Below are 20619 nucleotides of genomic sequence, written 5' to 3' on the forward strand. Positions count from 1 at the left end.
TGAAACGCCTTATTCAGGCTGAATAGATATGGGCTTGATGCTACCGGGCACGATTTTCGCGCCAAAGTCTCGCATCAAGGTTTGAACCTGCGGATTGCTTTTGACAATGTCCTCGGCCAGCAACTGGCTGGCTTTTCTTTCCAGGGCCAGTCGGCGGGCGGGACTATCCGTCACGGGCCCCTGCTCGACCTGCAATTGTCGCGCATGACCGGCCGCTTCCAGCGCAGCACGCAGACGATCACGTGTGCCAGCCTGATTGAGCGAGTTGGACTCCACGCGCAGCCGCCACAGATCGCCGTCACGGCCCAGAAGTTGAGACTGCAGCGCCAGCTGCCGCGCCACGGCCACCACGGCTTCGCTCTGCAGCAACTGCTGCACCACGCCAAACCACAGATCGCCCTCGGCTGTGCGTTCCACAGGGGCTGCGTCCTGGGCCGTACTGACATAGCCGCCGCTTGCGCTCTGGGCCGCCGGCTCGTCAGACTCCATGGGCGGCATGGCATGCGGGGGCTGCCCGACATCCAGGTCGGCATCATCGCCCCAGCGCCCATCGTCAGCCCAGCCCTCATCGGGCATGCCTGCCCAGGCCGCCTCGCTGGCATCCTGCTCTTCGGGAGCATCAGCCATATCGCTGCCCTCTGCACTCTCGGACGCATCGTCGACAGGCGTCTGGTCTGCCTCGGCGACGGCCTCCTGATCCTCAGCAGGCATGTTTTGCCGAACCGCAGCAGGCTCAGGCGTCACTGCAGGAGCAGGCAAGCGGGTCGACTCCGGCACTGCCTGCATCACCGGCCTTGCGACGGAATACGCTGCTGAATCCGAGCGATCGGCAACAACTTGAATATGTTCTGGCTCGGCCATGCCGGCCACTGACGCAGGCTCCTGCGCCGGTGCGGACTCCAGTGCGGATTCCACCACCGGCTGCACGGAATGAACCTTGGCCGGTGGCGCCTCCATCGCCGCTGGCGGTGAAGCCGGAGGCTGCTGAATCGGATTCGGAGCCTGGACAACAGGCCGGCTAGGCCTCAGCGCCGGAGTTTTTTTTTCAGCCGTGCCGGCTTCGGCGTTTTCAGGCTTGAAAGCCAGCAACCGCAGCAGTGCCATGGTCAGCGCAGCGTACTCATCCGGGGCCAGCCCCAGTTCGGCACGGCCGTGCAGGCAGATGCTGTAGAGCAGCTGAGTCTCGTCGCGCGGCATCAGACTGGCCAGTCGGTCTACTTCGGCAGCCTCCGGGTCGCTGGCATCCAGCGGCATATCGGGTACGGCCTGCAACACGGCCATGCGTTGCAGCACGGCGCACATTTCTTCCAGAGTCGATGCAGCAGACAGACCGTTGTGGCGCAGCTCTTCGGAGACTTCAACCACCGTACGCCCATGACCCTGCGCCAAGGCATCGATCAGGCGAAAGACATGGCTGCGATCCACGCTGCCCAGCATCTGGCGCACCGTCGCCTCCTGCAACTGCCCGCTGCCAAAGGCAATCGCCTGGTCGGTCAGGCTCAGCGCATCGCGCATGGAGCCACGCGCAGCACGCGACAGCAATCGCAGCGCCTGAGGCTCTGCCGGCACGCTTTCCTTGTCCAGCACATGGGTCAGGTGCTCCAGAACCGTCTCGGGCGCCATCGGGCGCAGATTGAACTGAAGGCAGCGCGAGAGCACAGTGACCGGCACTTTCTGCGGATCGGTCGTGGCCAGCACGAACTTCAGATACTCCGGAGGCTCTTCCAGCGTCTTGAGCATGGCGTTGAACGCGGTGTTTGTCAGCATGTGCACCTCGTCGATCATGAAGACCTTGAAGCGCCCCTGCACCGGCTTGTACACCGCCTGCTCCAGCAAGCTCTGCACCTCATCCACACCCCGGTTGGACGCAGCATCCAGCTCGGTGTAGTCGGGGAAACGCCCGCTATCGATTTCCGTGCATGCTGCGCAAACCCCGCAAGGGGTTGCGGTGATTCCACCGTTACCGTCCAGGCCCTGGCAATTCAGGGACTTGGCCAGAATGCGCGACACCGTGGTCTTGCCCACGCCACGTGTGCCCGTGAACAGATAGGCATGGTGCAGACGCTGCTGGGTCAACGCATTGGTCAGAGCCTGAACCACGTGCTCCTGCCCCACCATTTCGGTGAAGGTACGAGGCCGGTATTTGCGAGCAAGCACTAAATAAGACATAGCCTCTGATTCTACGGGGCCGGGGCATGCCAACAAGCCTGCTCCTGGAATCTCATTTCACAGCTCGCGGAGCTGTGTCGGTTTTGCATCTATAATCGAATGTGACGGGCCTCCTCGCATGGGGAAGCAGCCAACCGGGTCAGGTGGGGAACCAAGCAGCCCTAACTGTGGATACAGTGCCGAGATCAGGCTCGTCACCTTTCGATGGAACCCTCTTTACAGACAAGAGGCTGTCTTCCGAGAAAGGCAATTCCTCACATGAACAACAAATGCTGCAGTGCTTCTCCCGGGAAAAGTACAGGAAAAGTGTTTCGTGCTGACGTCATGCCCTGGGTCTCAAATCGACCCCGGGGGCGGTGCCGTCCCGATCAGAACCGAATCTGAACCCTTCATTGCATCAGGATCTCCCGCAGGCCGTTGGCAGACAAGAGCGGCAACCAAGAGGCCAAGAGATCAGATGCAAAAAAGGCCGCAGTCGCGGCCTTTTTGTCCCTACTGGATTGAAATGACGCCGCACGGTGACGCCATGAAAATTCAAACCGGAACGCCCACCAGATCATGCCCCTGCGTGCCCACGATGCGCACGCTGATCAGCTCGCCCACCTTGTAGGTCTTGCTGGCCTTCTCGGGCGGCTGGATGTGAACCACACCATCGATCTCGGGAGCATCGGCATAAGTCCGGCCCACACCGCCCTTTTTACCCAGGCTGACAGCCTTGTCCACCAACACCTTCATGACCTGGCCTACGCGGCGCTGCAGACGCTTGGTGGAGACCTCCTCGGCCACCTCCATGAAGCGCGCACGACGTGCTTCGCGTACTTCTTCAGGCAGCATGCCGGGAAGTTCGTTGGCGGTGGCGCCTTCGACGGGGCTGTAGGCAAAGCAGCCGGCACGGTCGATCTCGGCTTCGCGAATGAAGTCCAGCAGATGCTCGAACTCCTCCTCGGTCTCGCCGGGAAAGCCGGCAATGAAGGTGGAACGAATCACCAGCTCGGGGCAGATCTTGCGCCACTCGCGGATACGGTCCAGGTTCTTTTCGCCCGATGCGGGTCGCTTCATGCGCTTGAGCACATCGGGGTGGCTGTGCTGCAAGGGCACATCCAGGTAAGGCAGGATCTTGCCCTCGGCCATCAAGGGCAGGACCGCATCCACGGTGGGATAGGGGTAGACATAGTGCAGACGCACCCAGGCACCGTGCTGCTGCGCCAGCTTGCCCAGCTCGTCGGCCAGCTCCAGCATGCGGGTCTTGACGGGCTTGCCGTCCCAGAAACCGGTGCGGTACTTCACATCCACACCATAGGCCGAGGTATCCTGGCTGATCACCAACAGCTCTTTCACGCCCCCTTCGAACAACGCCTTGGCTTCCTTGAGCACATCGCCGATCGGACGCGAAACCAGATCGCCGCGCATGCTGGGAATGATGCAAAAGGTGCAGCGATGGTTGCAGCCCTCGGAAATCTTCAGATAGGCATAGTGCTTGGGCGTGAGCTTGATGCCAGCATCGCCAAAGCTGCCAGGCACCAGGTCCACGAACGGGTCATGCGGCTTGGGCAGGTGGGTGTGCACGGCGTCCATCACCTCTTGGGTAGCATGGGGGCCGGTGACGGCCAGCACACTGGGGTGCACTTCGGCCACCATGGTGGAGCCGCCCTCTTTGCCAGCCTTGGCACCCAGGCAACCGGTCACGATCACCTTGCCGTTAGCTGCCAGAGCTTCGCCAATGGTGTCCAGGCTTTCCTTGACGGCATCGTCAATGAAGCCACAGGTGTTGACGATGACCAAATCCGCGCCTTCAAAGGTCTTGGAAGTCTGGTAACCCTCGGCGCTGAGCTGCGTGAGAATCAGCTCGCTATCAGTCAAGGCCTTGGGGCACCCGAGTGATACCATACCTATACGGGGAATTTGATCTTTCTGGGAGATGGCTTCAGTCATGGGGGATTCTGCAAAAAATGGTTTGGTGTATAGCTATCTGCGGTTCTCTGATCCAAAGCAATCGGCAGGAGGCAGCACAGACCGACAGCTTGCATATGCTGCCAAGTGGGCTGCCGAGCACGACCTAAAACTTGATACCCATCTATCGTTAAGGGACGAGGGTCTTTCTGCCTACCATCAACAGCACATCAAATCAGGCGCTCTGGGCGTTTTCCTGCGTGCTGTCGAAGAAGGGCGTGTTCCCTTTGGCTCAGTACTCATTGTTGAGGGCTTGGACCGCCTATCTCGCGCTGAACCCATCCAGGCACAGGCGCAACTAGCCCAGATTGTAAATGCGGGCATCACAGTGGTCACCGCTAGCGACGGGAAGACCTACAGCCGGCAGCGGCTCAAAGACAACCCGATGGACCTTGTCTATAGCCTGCTGGTGATGATTCGCGCTCACGAAGAGTCGGACACCAAGAGCAAGCGGGTCAAGGCCAGCGTCCGCCGTCTCTGCGAAAAATGGATTGATGGTTCCTACCGCGGCCGCGTCGAACAGGGCCACGACCCTGCCTGGCTGACCCGCAATGACGCCGACGGCTGGGACTTCAAGCCCGAGACGGTCAAGGCCATCCTGCGCACGATCGAGATGTATAAGCAAGGCCTGGGCGGCAAGCGCATTATTGAAAAGCTCAATGCCGAGGGCCTGCGCATCTACCCAACGAGCAAGGAAAACCAGACGCTGCAGGTCTACCGCGTCACCAAAATGCCCCAACTGGCCGGGCACAAGCCCATCAGCGTGGATGGCGACGAGTACCTGCTCAAAGGCTATTACCCACCACTGCTGTCGGAGCTCGAATGGGAAGACCTGCAACGGGTTGTCAAGAGTTCTGGACGCCGCAGGGTGAAGGGGGATCTGCCCCACGTAATCACCGGCATAGGCATCACGTTCTGCGGGTACTGCGGGCACCCCATGGCCGGGCAGCACCTGGCCAGCAAGAAGCGGCTGTCTGACGGCCGCATTCGGGATGGCTACAGGCGCCTGCTGTGCTCGGCCGCTGCCACCTTCAGTGCGGTGTGCCCGGTTCGCGGCTCAACCTCGGTTGCCCCCATCGAGCGCGCAATCATGTCTTACTGCTCCGACATGATGAATCTGCAAGGCTTGTTTGAAGCGGACACCAGCTCTGAAAGCCGCAAGGAGCTTCTGAAGGCACAAAAGAATGTCGAGGCGATAAAGGCCCAGCTCGACAAGCTGACGGACGCAATGCTTGCCTCGGCTGATGAAGGAATACCACTCACATTTGCCCGCCGCGCCCGCCAGCTCGAAGAGGATCTGGCAGTCGCAGAGAAATCTCTGACAGCCCAAGAGCGCGATATCGCCATGCTCGCCCGCCGCGATATATCTGGTGCTGATGAGAAATGGCGGGCACTCGCTGCCGGCGTGGAAGCCCAGGACATAGAGACACGACTGCAAGCGCGCCAGCTTGTAGCGGACACCTTCAGCCGCATATCGGTCTACCACCACGGCCTTCGCCCCAATCACACACCAAAGTCCCGCGACTACTACATTGACCTGATGCTGGTCGCCAAAGGCGGCAGCTCCAGATGGCTTCGCATTGACCGGGATGGCAACTGGGTACATGGCGAAAACTACGAAGCTGCTGACTAATCCATCAGCGCCGACACCACAAAGGCCCCGTGCGCTGGCAGCAGGGGCTTTCAATATTCGCCAAGAAAAGGCGGCTATATACTGTATGCATGTACAGTCATCGTCTACTGAGCGGCATGCCCGTCCAACTCACTGCCACCCCAGTTGTCTTGCCGCTGGCTGATTGCAGCGTGCGCGCAGGCTTTCCCTCACCAGCAGAGGACTTCTCGGGCAAGCGATTGGACATTACCGAGCTGCTTGTCGAGCATCCACAGGCCACATTCCTACTGCGCGTGGCAGGGCCATCCATGCGCGAGTACGGCATTGATGATGGCGACATTATCGTGGTCGACCGGGCACTGCGCGCACGCCATGGCAGCATCGTCGTGGCCGTCCTTGACAATGACTTCACCGTCAAGGTCCTGCACAACGCTGGTGGCTGCTTCAAGCTCAGGGCCGGCAATCCCACCTATCCCGACATCGTCCCCAAAGAGAACCAAGAGCTGGAAATCTGGGGCGTGGTCAAGTCCTGCATCAAACGCTTTGCATGAGCATGTATGTTCGCGCTCATCGACGGCAACAACTTCTATGTCAGCTGCGAGCGGGCTTTCAGGCCTGCGCTGCAGGGCATCCCCGTTGTCGTCCTGAGCAATAACGACGGCTGCGCCATCTCACGCTCCGACGAGGCCAAGGCCCTGGGCGTGAAGATGGGGCAGCCGTTTTTTCAATTGCGCGATCTGGTCGAGCACAAGGGCCTGGTTTGCCTCTCTCCGAATTTTGAGCTGTACGGCGACATGAGCGACCGCATGATGTCGCTCGCTGCCGGCCTGGGCCCCACTCAGGAAATTTATAGCATCGATGAATCATTCATCGGGGATCTGGACGGCGTGCGGGATCTGACGCGCCGCGCCTTTGCCATTCGCACACGCATCCTCAGATGGACAGGCATCCCCACATGCGTGGGCCTGGCCCCCACCAAGACCCTGGCCAAGCTCTGCAACCATGTCGCCAAGGACTCGGAGCGCAAGCCGGGCAGCTATCCTGCCGAGCTGCAGCGGGTCTGCAACTGGGCCGAGCTGTCCGAACAGCAACGCACCGACATTCTCGGCCGCACCGCCGCCGGCGAGGTCTGGGGCGTGGGCCGGCGCATCTCTGCCCAGCTGGCCGAGCAAGGCGTGCTGACTGCGCTTGACCTGGCCAGGCTGCCCGCCCATGCCGCGCGCGATGGCTGGAGCGTGGTGCTCGAGCGCACCGTGCGCGAGCTGCAAGGCGTGAGCTGCATGAGCTTGGAGACGGCCCCTGCCGCCAAAAAGCAGATTGCATGCACCCGCAGCTTCGGCCACCCCATCACCACCCTGCCCCCATTGATTGAAGCAGTGAGCGAATTTGCAACCAGGGCCGCAGAAAAGCTGCGCGCTGGCGGTTTGCGCGCTGGCGCCCTGCATGTTTTCGCACACACATCGCCATTCAGACCAGGCCGCAGGTTCTACGAAACGGCAGTGATTCAACTCCAGCCGCCCTCATCCGACACCAAGGCGCTTGTGAATGCGGCCGTGCGCGGCTTGCGATCGATCTACCAGCCCGGCTATCAGCTCTCCAAGGCCGGCGTCATGCTGCAAGACCTGTGCCCTGCAGAAGTGCAGCAAGGCGACCTGCTTTTCGAGGAACCCAGCCGCGATCAAAGCAAGCTGATGGAAGCCATGGACAAGGTCAACAAGCGCTTCGGCAAGGGCACAGTGCATGTCGCCAGCACCGGCGTGCCCGAGCAGGATGAAAGCGGCTGGCGCATGCGCCAAGAGCGTCGCACACCGCGCTACACCACCAAGATTGACGACATACCGATTGCGAGGGCCTGATGAGACGAACCGATGCAAAACAGGCCATTCTGGGCCACTGGGTCAACTGGCAAGAAAGGCTGGCCGAGGCCGACATACACCCGCACCCCGGAACCGCCATGCACCTTTTCTATGAGTTCCTGCAGGCCAAGCACCCCACCTGCCTGGACTTCGCCAGCCACTCCCCCTATCTGCAAATGCGGCAGTGGCTGGCAGAGGATTGCGAGCCATAAAGCAAGCGGGTTCATTTACTTTATTCTTCCTTCATTGACGGTCAGAGCATCGGCTAAGGTGCCGCGACTAAATGAGATAGCGCGACTGAACGTGCGCTCAATCGCCCTTGCTGCGCACTTGAACACCAACAAGCAAAAGATAAACTGGTTGACAAATCTCAAGCATGCGCATCAAGGCCTTAGCAACTATGAACTGCGATCTTGACCCATTCATAAAGCAGAAGGAGTAAAAAGTTGACAACAACACCTGCCACGACATGCATCTATTGCAATGAATACAAAAAATTCACTGACGAGCATATATTCCCAGCAGGTATGGGAGGGGATGACAAAGATTACTTGTTGAAAAATTTAGTTTGCTGTGACTGTAATACACAAGTTTTTTCTCCGTTAGAAGCGCAATTAATGCGAAACTCCCCATTCGCAATGGGGAGGCTACAGTTTCAGCCAACTGGACGCACAAGAGGAAACAAAGCAAAACCACCTGAATTTAATCCATCAAGATGCGTGGTTGTTGACGATAACGGAGTGATATCAGAGGCACATATAACTGCAGGTTTTAAGACTTTGATACTACCTCAGCTTCAAATATTCAATAACAATATTGAAATTGGAGGTAGCAATAACCATGAAATTAATTCATTTATAAATGAATTAAAAATTTCCCTTGGAAGCTCAGTATCTGTTATTGTTAAGAGATCAAATGAAATCGATATCTATTATGAAGTGTCAAAGTACGAATGGAACGGTCACGATTATATTAAGACGAACGATGATGTATATCCAAAACCACCAAAGGGAATCTGGTTTGAAAACTTAGGCAACAACCAAGATTTGAATGATGGCCATCCTAGATTATTTAAACGGCTAAAGGGACAGATTGTAATAAAGCTATCAAGAACAGCAGAAATTTCTGATTTCCTTTCTAAAGTAAGGCGCACTCTACCGCAAATCTCAGAAGACTCACAGCGCAAAGAGAAGGAGCTTAAAAATCCATTAGTTAATGTCGGAATGAAAGTGGAGATAACTAAGGTCTTCCGAGCAATAGCAAAAATAGGCGTCAATTTTGCATGCCACGAATATGGTGACAATACAGTTCGCCAAGCTTCATTCAGAACAATTAAAGAATATATATTAAGAGGTGTTGGAGATTCACCAGTTATTGATATACCTGAGATAAAAGAACTACTATCACAAGAAAAACGAAAAATACATTTAGCAATTTTGTATCCGCAAATCATTGGGTCACAAAATTTTCTTTTATTTATACTTCAGATATATGGCGGTGGTGTCTTATTAATAAACCTTACCAATGATTTTCAACAATCATTAATTTTTGAGCCTGTAGTTTATGAGATTGATTATTCAAACAACAAAGTTAATCGTAGCCTATTACATGAGTATCTGCATACTCTGATAAATCAAAGTCATTAGATTTTTTCTTACGCTTATTATTAAATTTGAATCACTGAATTATTCCCAGAAGCGCTCTATCAGCGACAACCTGCCCATGTAACAGCTTTACTTGGGCGTCTCGGCGCTCGACCAGTCCGACAAGCTGGCCAACCACGCCCGCGCTTTCTGCAGCAATGGCTGCGAGTCGCTGGTGCTGATCTGCGAGATCTCGGCAGGCAGCGGCATCACCGGCAAGTTGGGCGTTGCGGGTGGCAGCGGCACTGATGTCGTGCTGCAGGCCTGCAATGCGGGCAGCATCAGCAGTGCGGCCAGCCTCCAGGCGGGCCATTTCTTGCGTGTAGTCATGGGTGTTTTCCTGTTGGGCGGTGCCGTGCTCCACTAAGGCCTCCGCTTTATTTTCTGTATCTGCTTGCGCCTGCTGAGCCTGCGCCACAGCCGCTTTTGCATGTGAAGTCTCGACCTTGGCCAGCCGCTGAGTCTGTGCAGCCAGCAGTAAGGCAAGAGCCAAGGCCAGCCACGGCCAGATGCGGGACGCGCCTGTCATGCCAGCCCCCGCTCGCACAGTTGCCGCTCGGCCGCGCGGCGCTTGACCAGGCCGGGCAGCTGCTTGCCGCCGGCGTAGGTCCAGCGGCTCAGCTCGGCACAGGCGCCATCCATATCGCCGGCATTGGCCTTGCGTACCAAGGTACTGCGGCAGAAGGCGTCATCCCCCACATTGAAGGCGAAGCTCAGGAAGGCCGCACGCTGGGCATCCGTCAGCGGCGCACGAACGCAGCTCAGGGCGTCGGCATGCTTGGCCAAGTCCTTGTAAAGCATCTCCTCGCACTGCTCACGGGTGAACGTCTGGCCATCGCGCAGCTCGGGACCGGTATGCCCCGTGCAACTGGTCAACACGTTGACCGGGTCGCGGTAGCTGCGCAGCACAGTGCCCTCGTACTTCTGCACCAGGGGCACGGCCAGGGCCACGGCTGCGCCGCCAATGGCCGCAATAAGTCTTTCTTTCCAGCTCATCGGCTTGTCACTCCTTTGATTGCAGTCCAGAAGCCCACACAGGCACCGCCCAGCATGACGATGGCTGCCAGAGGCTTGGCTACCTTGCCCACCCAATTCAGCACCTTGAAAGCGCCCTTCATGGCGGTGAAAAACTCCAGCATTTCCGCCAGTTGCTGCTTGAGCTCCTGCAGCTCCTGACGCTCCTCATGAAGGCCCTGCGCTAAGGCTTTCAGATCGCGCTCGATGGTTGCCATACGCTCACTCCCTTCATCCAACCGTTCTTTAATCTGCTCATGCTCCAGCACGGGCAGTTCATCGATTAGCTCCTCCATCAGCCCCTCCTATGGCTTGGTTGTAATGAACAGCAGCAGGCAAAACAGAGCCGGTGCCAGTGCATCCAGGCCACTGGCCCAGTTCCAGACCCTGGGGTCAAACCCACCCCACCAGGGCATGCCCTCACGATGGCCGGCCGCAAACGTCTGAATCCAGCGGTATTCCGCCTGGGTGTGCTCGCGGGCCAGCCACCAGCTGCAGGCCAGCGCGCCACCCAACCACCAGTTACCCAGCACCAGGCCGACCAGGGCCTGGGCCAGCATGGCGATCAGCGCGTGAATCAAAGGTGTCCAGTCCATGGCTACAGCTCCAGCGCGTGCGCGTAGATAAAGAGCTCGTCCACCTGCTGGGCGCTGAGCTCGAGTTGCTCGGCCGCCCACAGCACCGTAGGGCTGGCGCGCTTCCAGTTCAGCACCTCGTTCATCGCGGCATCGAGCATGGTCTGCTGCTCAGCATCCGTGAGCGACTCGCGCAGCTGCTGCAGGCGATCCCAGAGAGACACGCCCTGCCCATCCACCTGCTGCATCAGGGCCAGCTTGGCTTGCCAGCGCGCGACTTCGGCTGGCACTCGCGGTGGCGATACATCGCCACTACCCGCAAACACCCTGTCAGGCGTTGAAGGCGCCGGGATCTCATAGGCAGCCAAGGCGGATACGGGTGCGCTCAAGTTGACATGCCACCCAGGTATGAGCGCCATCTCCGGGATGGACCCCTCCGGAGTCTCAATCACTGTGCCTGTGGGCCGCTGAATCCTCCCAACGACATCGACTGCCACATCCTCTATATAGGAAGGCCATGCGTTTTCAACGATCCAGGGTGCGAGAGCGAGGCGAGCAGCCGCCTCGCTGGCAAATTGCAGGTACATCATGCTGTGAGCCTTTTGAGCTGAGAATTGCTAAGTGCCTGGTTGTAAAAAGCAAGACTTCTAATGCGAGAGCTCACGGATGCGATGGGATTTGTCTTTCTATATGTACCAAGAGAAAGCTCTGGATAAGCCCCAACAGAAACAGAAGCATCTGCTTTTAAAGGCTCTGCCCCACTTGAAGTCACGCTAAGGCTATTTGGAGTCACGGCAAGCGCACAGCGTAAAAAGCTTCCGACGGCTAGGTTTTGAAGGGCAATATTTTTTGTGTTTTCTTCATTAAACTTATAACTGAAATAGATATTCCGCGCTCCAGAGCACATAAATCTAAATCGCTTATTTTCTTCCGCATAAACAGATATTCCGAATGTGCCGTCCGACGCTGGCCCCCCAACGAGTGCCGCCTCTTGGACAACACTAAAGTTGGTGGCAAGCGGTGCCGCACCCGTGAAACTAACAATATCTGCTGCGCGAGTAGCTGCCGCTGTCGTCGTTGGTATGAATGAAGTGGGGAAGGCTCCCTTTTCTAGCTGAGGGAGACTGACTTCAACATCCCCCACTGTTGAGACAACAACACCGACTCCGAAGCGTACTGAAAGAGTGCCAGCCGTTGTCACGTCCAACAGCATTGACACCTTCTTTTTGCCGGTGCCAACAGAAGTGCCAGAAGCGATCTCAACACCGTCAACAAAGTAGCGAGCCGTGAACACCGCAGTTCCAGCCGATGCACCCAGGAAGTTTCCAACGGATGAGGCCACATAGAAATTGCATGGCAGATGGAAAACGTACTGACCGACATCCATCGGAGTATTCAACTGCGTGAGGAAATGTCTTGCTGGAGTCGCTGTTGTCAGCCGCAGTGACGTGTAGATACCTGCAGAAATGACCTCTGTGCTGCCATTGCCAACCGAGAATGGGAAGTTTGTGGGAGCAGTCCCTGGAGCCCCCGAAGTCGCTCCCGCAAACACCGAGTTGAGCAATATGTTGGTGCGAGCTTCCTCCACCAACAAACCCAGGCACTTGCCTGTTTCTGGATCGTAGTCGACACGCGGCACATTGTTCGCAACTGTGCGCAGTACTCCATCAGGGCCGTAGCACGTTGCGGTGCTAGCCCGCGTGCAGCTGATGCGCGGATCCACTCGGCCACTGTTGGCAAAGTCCAGCAGCAGGCTGGGCCGGATGCCTGGAAAATCAGTGATTGTTGTCATGCATAGGTCTCCGAAATGCTGCGCACCACGCCATCCAGGCCGTGGTAACGCTTGATGAGCTGGGTGTCGCTGACGCGCTCATGCCACACATCACCAGGCTGGCTATTGCGCGCGTTGCGGTACACCTGCAGCACCCCGACAACATCCTGAAAGGCCAGGGCACCCAGGTTCTGATTGACGGGCACCTGGTCAGGACCAGATCCCAAGGATGTCAACGCAAGGCATGCGGCCGCCAAGTTATTGATGGCCGTCTGGGTAGCGGTACCGATCGGCAGCTTGTCCACAAACACACCACTCGGTGTGCCATCAGCTGCAATCTGCAACCGCACCACCCCATTGGTGATGAGTTGCAGGATGTCTGCGCCGGGGAAGTTGAGACCGGTGTTTTCGTCGGCTGCGCCGCGCAGACTGGGCGCCGCCGCCGTGCCTGCAGCGAACTTGCCGGCCCCGGCTCCATCGCGCACCGCCTGATAGCTATTGACCAGTGCAGCCGCCTGCGCGGCTAGGTCGCGCAAATAGCCTTGGGTGGGCATGATTGCGTAGGCTTGGACCGTGGCCGTGCTGCCTTTGTAGTTCGGGCTGATGCGCAAGCTGGTGCCGCTGACGATGGACGTGATCTCATAGACCTGCGCGTCCGGCCCCAGGAAGGTTTCGCCAACCGCTGCACCATCCACCCATGAGGTGCCTGTGCCGGTGATGACGTTGCTGTTGTTGGTCACCGCGACGGTGCCAGTTCTGTACCAGGCCATTTCTGCTCCTTATGGATTGGTGCTTGTCGGAATGGGTACGGCGTTACCGTCCACGATGAGGTGAGTGGCATCCGACACGTCGATGCCAACCGGGACACAGATCACACCAGGGGGCGTAATCTCCGCCACGACGGATTCGGGACACTCAAGGATCTGAAAAATGGCGGTCTCGCCAGCTCGGTGCATTGCGTAGCGCATTGGTGTTACCTCTTGTGGAGCGTTGCTTGCAAGAACACATTGGCTGATGGGGTCTGACTTCCTGCGCTCAGCCGAAGCTCAATGGAGCGGCCGGCCCCGTTTCCAGAAAACGCGAAAGCGAAAGCACCATTGCCTGGATAGTTGAGGCTGCCAATAACGATGCTTTGAACGGCTCCGCCATCCACATAGAGCGTCAAATACACGGCCTCATCACGAAAATTGATGAAGTTGAAGGACCCGCCGTAATGAACGACGCATGTCATCGCGCCGTCGAACGCAGGCACCCACAAAGCCGTGTATGTGGACGCGGACTGGGCGAACAACGGCACTGCAGCCGCGTTGTCCTCCAGGTTCCCGGTAGTGATGACCTTTTGCGCAGTGAGCGTGCCGCTAAAGGTGCCCGATGCGCCGGAAAGGTTGCCGGAGAAGGTCGCGTTTCCGTTCTCGATGCGCAGTCCTGGCGCATAGATGTTGCCGCTGCTCTGGATCTCGATGTATCTGCCGTTATTGGCATTGCCCAACAAGATGCCATTCGGACCAATGTGAAAGCCACTCTGCCCCGCCGGCGGCCACACATAGCCCCAGAAGCCACCCGCGTTCAGACCATTGCCATTGATGGTGATGCCCCCAATCGTTCCCGCAGTGCTGTAGATCGTGCCGCGCACGGTGACGCCCGAGAATTCGGCCATCCCATCCGGGCGCAATATCCAGCCGCTGGAGCCGGCCACGTAGTTGCTTGACTTCAAGCTGCCGCCGATCACGCCATTGCCGGCGGTGAGCTGGCTGGCACTGATGGCCGTGGCCTGTATCTTGTCGGCCAGCAAGGTGCCGAAGCGCCCGAAGAGCACCGTCACGTTGTTGATGTAGGCGGCATCCATATAGACGCCCGCAGGCACCACCACCCCGTTGATGGTTTGCGCCGTGGTCTGCACCGAGAACGGCTTGACGTTGGACACGCCGGCCGGCGAGCCGCTAGGCGCCGCAATCCAGAACGAATTGGCCATAACACCAAAGTCGATAGTTGGGCCGGCAGTGCCATTAGAGGTACCCGATAGCGCAAATCCGCCGACCACCTGCTGACCGCCTTGCGACAGCTGCATACGCACGGAGTACAGCGCACCGAGGTGGCCGGTCTCGTTGGCCCGCACCGACTGCTCAGCCTGGATGGCTGCCACTGCGTTATTGGCCGTGGATTGTGCCGTGGCTGCTGCAGCCGCAGCATCCGTGGCCACCTTGTCCGTCGCAACGATCCAGGCCGTGCCGCTCCATCGCTTGGGCGTGTTGGCGCCACCAGCGGTGTCGATCCAGAGGTTTTGCGCCAACCTATCTGCTGCAGCCGGCTGCGAGCTGCCAAATATCACCTTGCCCTTGCCCCCGGCGGCATCGCTGGCGGCCTGAGCCGCCTGCATGGCCGCTGTGTGGTTGCTACCAACGGTTGCCTGCAATTGCTGACGCTGTTCCGCTTCTGCCAAGACAGCACTCGCTCGAGTCACTGCCTCCTGCTCGATGTCTGCAGCCAGACTCTGCTGCCCACGCTGCGTCTCGGCTGCCAGCTGTTGACGGGAGAGCGCTTCAGCAGAAATGGCGTCCGCGCGGGTCTTGGACTCTTGGGTCAGTGCCGCACCCTGCGCGCCGACAACGGCCGCCAGTTCAAGGCGCTGCTGGGCTTCAGCCGCCAAGCCGTCTGCAATGGCCGCGCTAAGCTGGTTGCGAGCGAACGCTAACGCATCGGCAGCCTGTTCGCGGTTGCGCTCACCCGAAAGAATGTCTCGAAGCAGCGCCTCGGCAGTCTTTTCTGCATCGCGCTCAGCACGGCTGGCCGCTGTGACCGTAGCCGTGATCGCAGGCACATCCAGGGCGCTGAGTGTCAGCTCGGCGCTGCCCATGCGCTGTTGCAAGGCATCCTGATCGGCTTGGTATTCGGCCCGCGTGACCCGCAGGGCGATCTGACCGCCGAGTGCATCCAGATTGCTCTCGGCCGTGGTCAACCGCACCAATGCCCCCTGCAGCTCCAGTGCATCAGCCTTTTGCGTCAGCCGACCGTTGATGCTGTCGAGCTCCTGCGTCACAGTGATCAGGCGCGCATCGATCCCCTCATAGAGAAGCAGATCCGCAGGCGACAGCACAGCCTCTGCGATCTTGCCGTCCACGTAAGCCGTGCTGGCTTTAAGCAGCATCTGGCCCTGCACCGCATCGAGCAGAATCTGCAGCGTGGTCACATGCTCATTCGTCTGCTCCAGGCCGTAGATCTTGACCTGGCCAGTGGCCGGATCGACATACACACCGGCGTCGGTGATGCGCTCGAGTGCCTTGTCCGCTGCCAGCGCCGCCTCGAGAAGACCCTCGGCCATCTGGTTGATGTTGCCGCGCACGGACTGATTGAGAGCATCCTGCTGCTGGGCGGCCGTGACCAGGCTACGCCCGAGCGGGCCGTTGTCCTTGTCCAGCAGATCGATGCGCTGGCCCAGGCTATTGGCCAACCACGATTCAGAAATGTGACCGCCCAGCGCCTCTTGCACCTTCTGCAGGTCCTGGCCAGTCTCCACCACCACGGGACCGGTCGGCAGGTCGGACAGCACGCCATCAACGGACTGGTGCTTGGCCCAGATGCTCCAGGTGGTAGCCGGGTCGCTGGCAAAGGAGGCAGGCCCGCCAAAAGCCTCGGCCACCTGGCGCGCTGCAGAGAACTGCGCCCCGGCACCCTCGGCCGCATAGATGATGGTGCGGGCATGGCCGTGGCCCTGGGTGTAGCTCGCTACATCCCAGGTGACCTGCACGCTGGTGAACATGCCCATCGCAGCAAGGCCCGTCACCTGTGGTGGTGGCGTCAGATCCGGCTGCTGGATCTGGTCAAAGCTCTGGTCCAGGGTGATAGCAAAGCGCACGATGCCGTTGGCCAGTTGCCCAGCGGTATCGATGGCTCGCAGACCAAAGGTCCATAGGCCGGCCTGCGGCTTGGTCGTCTCGAACTGGGCCGTGTAGATGTCGCCTGCCTCGCCCAGGGGCTGCATGTCATCCCACATGTCCACACTGAGCGAAATATCGCCGGGCAGGTAGCGGATCTGCACTCCTGCGAATGCCGCAGGCTTGTCGCTGGCGTACAACCAGGCGAAGCGGCGCAGACCACCGGCAACCTGCTGGACCACAAACGTGCCGGGGTTGCGCGGGGGCAGCTGCGTCATCGTCGTGATGTAGAGCAGCGTGGCCGACTGCCCTGCCTGGCCGCTCGCATTGAATGGGCGCACGACAATCAACCACTCCCCGGCTCCATCGATGCGGAAGGTGCTGCGCGCGCCCTGGGCGTTGCCGTCCACTAGGCGCAGCTCGGACCCGTCACGGCCTGCCCATACCTGGGCGTGGTCGCAATCGCCCTCCACATCCCAGACGCAGGACAGCTCATACCACTCGGTATCTCCCTGCAGGTTGACTTTTTCGGACACGCGCAGGTTTTTAACGGCGGGGCGGCCCAGTTGGGGAATGCTGCTCTGGTTGGGCGCCGGCACATAGGTGCCGTTGAGCACGTAGTCCCAGAACTCAGGCCCTTCGGGCACGGCCGTGATGCGCGCCCCCTTCAGATCCGACTCGGGATCGATGCCAGTCACGCGCACGCGATAGCCGGGCGTGGCCTTGAAGTCGTAGCACCACAGGGTGTCGTGTGCTGGGTTGCCGATACCTTCGCCGGGGAAGTCCAGATCTGCGGGCCACTCGCCCACGAGGGTGACAACATCCGACTCGGCCGCCAGCGGCTGCACGGGCCACACGCGGTAGTCGCGTGCACCAGGCACACGCAGGCCGATGTAGGCAGAGGCCAGGGCCGGCACCGGTTCATCGAGGGTTAGCTGCACCTGGGCGCCGATGCGCTTGGCTTCCATCACCCGGCCGCCAAAGCCCCATTGCGTCAGGTCGTGGGAGACCGACAGCACCGACAGCCGGCGATAGTCCAGATGCTCGATGTCTGCCGTGTAATGCACGGTCTTGTACTGGTACAGGCTTTGGGCCAGGTGGTAACGCGCCATGACAGCGGCATGGGCCTCGCTGGTGATGCCCTCGCCCGTCACGCGGGCCGGGCTCAGCATGGTGGTCACGCCGGGCGCCATCACGCGCAGGGTCGTCATCTCCCAGGTGTCGCGGTTCAGCCATTGGTACTCAATGCCATCTGCAGCATTGCTCAGCGCGTAATCCACGCTGAAACCACCCTTGAGCATGTTGGCCATGTTGACCACGGCGCTGTTGGGCTGGCCATTGGACACAAAAACGGCGGTGGGCCGGCTGCCATCGGTCCAGGCGAATTCGCCCATGCCGGCCAGAGCAACCTCTTCGCAGAATGCGCCCAGCGACATGGAGGGAGTGATCCACTTGTCGTAGGTATAGCCGCGCGCCGCGCAGTGCAGCATGAAAGCCTTCAGGCCTTCGATGTCGATCTGCTCGTCGGACAGGCCAAAGCCGAACTGCAAAACGCGCTGCCCCTGCGGGTTGACGGTCCAGATGCCCCGCAGCGTTTGAAGCAGGATGGCGCCAGGGTTGGACAGGCCATCAGCACGCGTGGTGGCCGTGGCCCAGCCAGTGCCTGTCCAGATCGGCATGGGCTTGGCGCGGTAGGTGGCGCGCACCTGGTCCAGGCTGCCGCTGAGCTGACCGGAGGCACGGATCTTGATGCCGATACGGCCCCACTGGCTGTAATCCGTTGCGTCGGCCTGCACGCTCTTGAGCGACACCCAGGAGAACTTGCAGGCATCGCCAGAGCCGCCATCGTTCCAGCGCGGAACGCCCAGCTTGGCACGCACCTCATACTGGCCGGGCGCCACATCAAATGAGAAGGTGCGGCGCAGGACATCCGTGCTGGCATTGGTCAGCGTGCTGCTGCTCAGCGTGGTCCAGACAGGCGTACCGACTAAACGAGCTTGAATCGTCAGGTCAACCCAGTTGGAATTGATATTGCCTTTGCCGCCTACGTCATACAACTGGCCCTCGATGTCCAGTTGCAGCACGCCGGCCCCCGCCGAGCCCGTGCGCGTGATCCAGTCACCGCCGTTGACGAACTCCGCCCCGGCCACGGCATCCACATTGCTATACAGGGGGACATTCTGGCTGGTCATGCCGGGAAATCCGTTGTAGTAGATGCTCACATCGGAATAGTTGCCGATGGGCGTATCTCCGATAGCGAGATCTGCAACGCTGTGAACGTTGATGCCGCCGAGTAGGATGGTGCTCAGGTACTGGTCATCGCCCTCGTACCAGGCATAGGACTTACTGGCCAGATCCGGCGTCACGCGCATCTCTCCCCAGAGGACGGGAATAGGCTCATACGGCCGCGCGGTGTTTCGCTGGTCGCTCAGGCTGTAGATCTGCTTCTGGGCCAGAGACTGTGCCGATGGGATCTTGGGAGCCAGTACTTTGTTGATCAACACCGAGCCGGCCATGAACATGCCAAGCCCAATGGCGCCGGCCACCCCGGCGCTGACTCCGAATGACCCCGCAATCCACCCCGCTCCAGCCCCCATCGTGAAATACGACAGCGCAGCGATGGCCACCAGTTGCAGGGCACTCTTGCGCAGCACGGCACGGCAGGCGATCAACTGCCCATGCTTGGGGAAGGTGTGCACCCACATGGCCTGGGGCACCACGGCCCCGCCGATCATCACGGTCCAGGCCCCGGAGTCGATACCGGGCACATGGCGATCGAGGAAAGACGCCAGGCTCTCTCCGGGCTGCAGATCGGCCGGCACGTTGCGCTGACCGTCCAGCGTCAGCGCATTAGGCGTGACAACCAGGCGACCCGCCGTGTCCAGCACATCGGCAGGCACCCCGCCAACGGCAGCCACAGCAGCAGACTCAGCGCGATTCACTTCCATCGGTAGTAGCCCTCAACAATCAGGCCGTAGCCTTGTAAGTCCTGCACTCGGTGAAGCACAGACGAACCCAGCTTGTGGGAGGTGTGCAGCACATGCGGTGCGTAATTGGTAAACACATAAATGCCGATATGACCGGCCTGCTCGACGTCAAAGTCACGCATCAGCACGGCATCGCCGTCCTGGGGCAGCTCCACCGCCATGCCCAGCTCAGAGCAGTAGCTGGCAATCGCGGCAGCCTGCCCATCCAGCTCGAGCGGTCGTGCCCGTTTGCCGGCTAGCACCACCTGACGCCCGAAAAGCTCGCGCTGCACCAGCAGGGCCAGGTCGGCGCAGTCCATGTGGCGCGGGCAATAGGGAATGCCGGTGAAGCGATCCAGTTGCGTGGCATCCAGCATCAGAAGACCCCCGGCAAGGTGTGAGGGTTGGCGATCTGCAGGCAGGCCGAACGGCGCATGAGCTCATCCACACTGCAGGTCGCCTGGGCAGATGCCCCGCTGATGCTCACGCTGGTCATGGGCAGCCAGTAAACGTGCTGGTGCACATCTGGCGTGTCGCGCGGCACGATGGTCAGCTTGGCCATCGTTGTGGTGCCTGGCTGACGGCGCTCCAGTTCGTCACTGACGCCGCGGCCCACGTTGTCCATGGTCAGGCGCATGCGCGGCGCCTGGCCGGAAACGTCATCAGGCAGCGTGAAGCCGAAAGGCAGACCGATATAGTCTTCGCCACGACTCACAAAGTCCTGCACGTCATTGCAGATGTACATGGACTCCGAAAAGCTGGGGTTGGACACCTCGAGGAGCTCGATATGCCCGACGTCGTCGGTGACGCGCTGGTTACGTGTGCGAAAGTCGTTCATCGCAGGTACTCCAGCACGCAAGAGCGCTTGCTCTGTGCGTATTCCGCAATAGTGGGTACCAGCTTGCCAATGGCACCATCCTTGAAGCGGCCAGTGCGAACGGTTTGGGAACGCGGATCGGTCCAGGTGAAGAAGCCGATGCGCCTGATGGTGTTGAAGTACCAGTCGTAGAAGGACTCCGCATCTGCAGCGCTGTCGAACAGCAGCGTGACGGGAACCTCTACCACCACACGGCTTTGGCCCACGCGCATCTTGGCAAGGCCTCGCTCCATATCGCTTTTGATGACGCCTGGATCGAACTCTTCGCCGGTGTCGTCCAGCAGGATGGTGAGATAGTCTGGTAGTTGCGCCAT

At 59.5% G+C, this 20619-nt stretch carries 18 protein-coding genes and 1 other RNA gene; 6 read left to right on the forward strand and 13 right to left on the reverse strand.

Annotated elements, in window-relative coordinates; genetic code table 11:
* Window positions 1-9: 9 nt before the first annotated feature.
* Window positions 10-2169, reverse strand: a complete 2160-nt coding sequence (gene dnaX / locus Cth01_RS15420) for a DNA polymerase III subunit gamma/tau (protein WP_045839652.1) — start codon at window positions 2167-2169, stop codon at window positions 10-12.
* A 103-nt stretch (window positions 2170-2272) separates the two neighbouring features.
* On the opposite strand from dnaX, the gene ffs reads away from it, so the two are divergent.
* Window positions 2273-2368, forward strand: an RNA gene (ffs, locus tag Cth01_RS15425) — signal recognition particle sRNA small type.
* A 335-nt stretch (window positions 2369-2703) separates the two neighbouring features.
* Here ffs and rimO read toward each other — a convergent pair.
* Window positions 2704-4101 (reverse strand): 30S ribosomal protein S12 methylthiotransferase RimO, encoded by a 1398-nt coding sequence (gene rimO / locus Cth01_RS15430; protein WP_045839653.1) that lies wholly within the window; start codon window positions 4099-4101, stop codon window positions 2704-2706.
* Here rimO and Cth01_RS15435 point away from each other — a divergent pair.
* From Cth01_RS15435 to Cth01_RS15455, 5 genes are all read left to right on the forward strand, one after another.
* The gene (locus Cth01_RS15435) at window positions 4100-5752 is read left to right on the forward strand and encodes a recombinase family protein (RefSeq protein ID WP_045839654.1); all 1653 of its coding nucleotides are present in this window, start codon (window positions 4100-4102) and stop codon (window positions 5750-5752) included. The two genes, rimO and Cth01_RS15435, sit on opposite strands and share 2 nt — an antisense overlap.
* A 116-nt stretch (window positions 5753-5868) precedes the next feature.
* Window positions 5869-6282 carry a LexA family protein gene (locus tag Cth01_RS15440; protein ID WP_174447094.1) on the forward strand — a complete coding sequence of 138 codons (414 nt, stop codon included), beginning with the start codon at window positions 5869-5871 and terminating at the stop codon, window positions 6280-6282.
* A gap of 6 nt (window positions 6283-6288) precedes the next feature.
* The gene (locus Cth01_RS15445; RefSeq protein WP_045839655.1) at window positions 6289-7587 is read left to right on the forward strand and encodes a Y-family DNA polymerase; all 1299 of its coding nucleotides are present in this window, start codon (window positions 6289-6291) and stop codon (window positions 7585-7587) included.
* Window positions 7587-7799, forward strand: a complete 213-nt coding sequence (locus Cth01_RS15450) for a hypothetical protein (RefSeq protein ID WP_045839656.1) — start codon at window positions 7587-7589, stop codon at window positions 7797-7799. Before Cth01_RS15445 ends, Cth01_RS15450 begins: the two co-directional genes overlap by 1 nt.
* Window positions 7800-8033: 234 nt before the next feature.
* Window positions 8034-9233, forward strand: coding sequence for an HNH endonuclease (locus tag Cth01_RS15455; protein ID WP_072248264.1), 1200 nt, complete (start codon window positions 8034-8036; stop codon window positions 9231-9233).
* A 31-nt stretch (window positions 9234-9264) separates the two neighbouring features.
* On the opposite strand, the gene Cth01_RS15460 is transcribed toward Cth01_RS15455, so the two are convergent.
* The 11 genes from Cth01_RS15460 to Cth01_RS15510 all read right to left on the reverse strand — a co-directional run bounded on the left by Cth01_RS15460 (window position 9265) and on the right by Cth01_RS15510 (window position 20619).
* Window positions 9265-9759: a hypothetical protein gene (locus tag Cth01_RS15460; RefSeq protein ID WP_072248265.1), complete on the reverse strand. Its 495-nt coding sequence runs from the start codon at window positions 9757-9759 to the stop codon at window positions 9265-9267.
* Window positions 9756-10226, reverse strand: a complete 471-nt coding sequence (locus Cth01_RS15465) for a lysozyme (RefSeq protein ID WP_045839658.1) — start codon at window positions 10224-10226, stop codon at window positions 9756-9758. Before Cth01_RS15465 ends, Cth01_RS15460 begins: the two co-directional genes overlap by 4 nt.
* A complete protein-coding gene (locus tag Cth01_RS15470) occupies window positions 10223-10513 on the reverse strand; it encodes a hypothetical protein (protein ID WP_346190152.1) in 291 nt (96 codons plus the stop codon). The genes Cth01_RS15465 and Cth01_RS15470 overlap by 4 nt, the downstream gene beginning before the upstream one ends.
* A 36-nt stretch (window positions 10514-10549) precedes the next feature.
* Window positions 10550-10840, reverse strand: coding sequence for a hypothetical protein (locus Cth01_RS15475; protein WP_045839660.1), 291 nt, complete (start codon window positions 10838-10840; stop codon window positions 10550-10552).
* A gap of 2 nt (window positions 10841-10842) precedes the next feature.
* Entirely contained in the window at window positions 10843-11208 is a 366-nt protein-coding gene (locus Cth01_RS15480; protein ID WP_233425183.1) for a hypothetical protein, read from the reverse strand.
* A gap of 197 nt (window positions 11209-11405) precedes the next feature.
* Window positions 11406-12611 (reverse strand): phage head spike fiber domain-containing protein, encoded by a 1206-nt coding sequence (locus Cth01_RS15485; protein WP_139032093.1) that lies wholly within the window; start codon window positions 12609-12611, stop codon window positions 11406-11408.
* Window positions 12608-13360, reverse strand: coding sequence for a hypothetical protein (locus tag Cth01_RS15490; RefSeq protein ID WP_052703335.1), 753 nt, complete (start codon window positions 13358-13360; stop codon window positions 12608-12610). The genes Cth01_RS15485 and Cth01_RS15490 overlap by 4 nt, the downstream gene beginning before the upstream one ends.
* Window positions 13361-13563: 203 nt before the next feature.
* Window positions 13564-19410: a host specificity factor TipJ family phage tail protein gene (locus tag Cth01_RS15495; protein ID WP_052703337.1), complete on the reverse strand. Its 5847-nt coding sequence runs from the start codon at window positions 19408-19410 to the stop codon at window positions 13564-13566.
* Window positions 19401-19805 carry a hypothetical protein gene (locus tag Cth01_RS15500; RefSeq protein ID WP_045839662.1) on the reverse strand — a complete coding sequence of 135 codons (405 nt, stop codon included), beginning with the start codon at window positions 19803-19805 and terminating at the stop codon, window positions 19401-19403. The genes Cth01_RS15495 and Cth01_RS15500 overlap by 10 nt, the downstream gene beginning before the upstream one ends.
* A complete protein-coding gene (locus tag Cth01_RS15505) occupies window positions 19805-20266 on the reverse strand; it encodes a DUF1833 family protein (RefSeq protein WP_045839663.1) in 462 nt (153 codons plus the stop codon). The genes Cth01_RS15500 and Cth01_RS15505 overlap by 1 nt, the downstream gene beginning before the upstream one ends.
* The gene (locus tag Cth01_RS15510) at window positions 20263-20619 is read right to left on the reverse strand and encodes a hypothetical protein (RefSeq protein WP_045839664.1); all 357 of its coding nucleotides are present in this window, start codon (window positions 20617-20619) and stop codon (window positions 20263-20265) included. The genes Cth01_RS15505 and Cth01_RS15510 overlap by 4 nt, the downstream gene beginning before the upstream one ends.

The sequence above is a fragment of the Comamonas thiooxydans genome, from assembly GCF_000964545.1.
Taxonomy (GTDB): domain Bacteria; phylum Pseudomonadota; class Gammaproteobacteria; order Burkholderiales; family Burkholderiaceae_C; genus Comamonas; species Comamonas thiooxydans.

Coding starts and splice junctions, on each gene's coding strand:
- Cth01_RS15460 (WP_072248265.1), bottom strand. CDS start 9,759: ATGACAGGCGCGTCCCGCATCTGGCCGTGGCTGGCCTTGGCTCTTGCC.
- Cth01_RS15510 (WP_045839664.1), bottom strand. CDS start 20,619: ATGGCGCAACTACCAGACTATCTCACCATCCTGCTGGACGACACCGGC.
- Cth01_RS15445 (WP_045839655.1), top strand. CDS start 6,289: ATGTTCGCGCTCATCGACGGCAACAACTTCTATGTCAGCTGCGAGCGG.
- rimO (WP_045839653.1), bottom strand. CDS start 4,101: ATGACTGAAGCCATCTCCCAGAAAGATCAAATTCCCCGTATAGGTATG.
- Cth01_RS15500 (WP_045839662.1), bottom strand. CDS start 19,805: ATGCTGGATGCCACGCAACTGGATCGCTTCACCGGCATTCCCTATTGC.
- Cth01_RS15440 (WP_174447094.1), top strand. CDS start 5,869: ATGCCCGTCCAACTCACTGCCACCCCAGTTGTCTTGCCGCTGGCTGAT.
- Cth01_RS15435 (WP_045839654.1), top strand. CDS start 4,100: ATGGGGGATTCTGCAAAAAATGGTTTGGTGTATAGCTATCTGCGGTTC.
- Cth01_RS15450 (WP_045839656.1), top strand. CDS start 7,587: ATGAGACGAACCGATGCAAAACAGGCCATTCTGGGCCACTGGGTCAAC.
- dnaX (WP_045839652.1), bottom strand. CDS start 2,169: ATGTCTTATTTAGTGCTTGCTCGCAAATACCGGCCTCGTACCTTCACC.
- Cth01_RS15465 (WP_045839658.1), bottom strand. CDS start 10,226: ATGAGCTGGAAAGAAAGACTTATTGCGGCCATTGGCGGCGCAGCCGTG.
- Cth01_RS15485 (WP_139032093.1), bottom strand. CDS start 12,611: ATGACAACAATCACTGATTTTCCAGGCATCCGGCCCAGCCTGCTGCTG.
- Cth01_RS15490 (WP_052703335.1), bottom strand. CDS start 13,360: ATGGCCTGGTACAGAACTGGCACCGTCGCGGTGACCAACAACAGCAAC.
- Cth01_RS15505 (WP_045839663.1), bottom strand. CDS start 20,266: ATGAACGACTTTCGCACACGTAACCAGCGCGTCACCGACGACGTCGGG.
- Cth01_RS15475 (WP_045839660.1), bottom strand. CDS start 10,840: ATGGACTGGACACCTTTGATTCACGCGCTGATCGCCATGCTGGCCCAG.
- Cth01_RS15495 (WP_052703337.1), bottom strand. CDS start 19,410: ATGGAAGTGAATCGCGCTGAGTCTGCTGCTGTGGCTGCCGTTGGCGGG.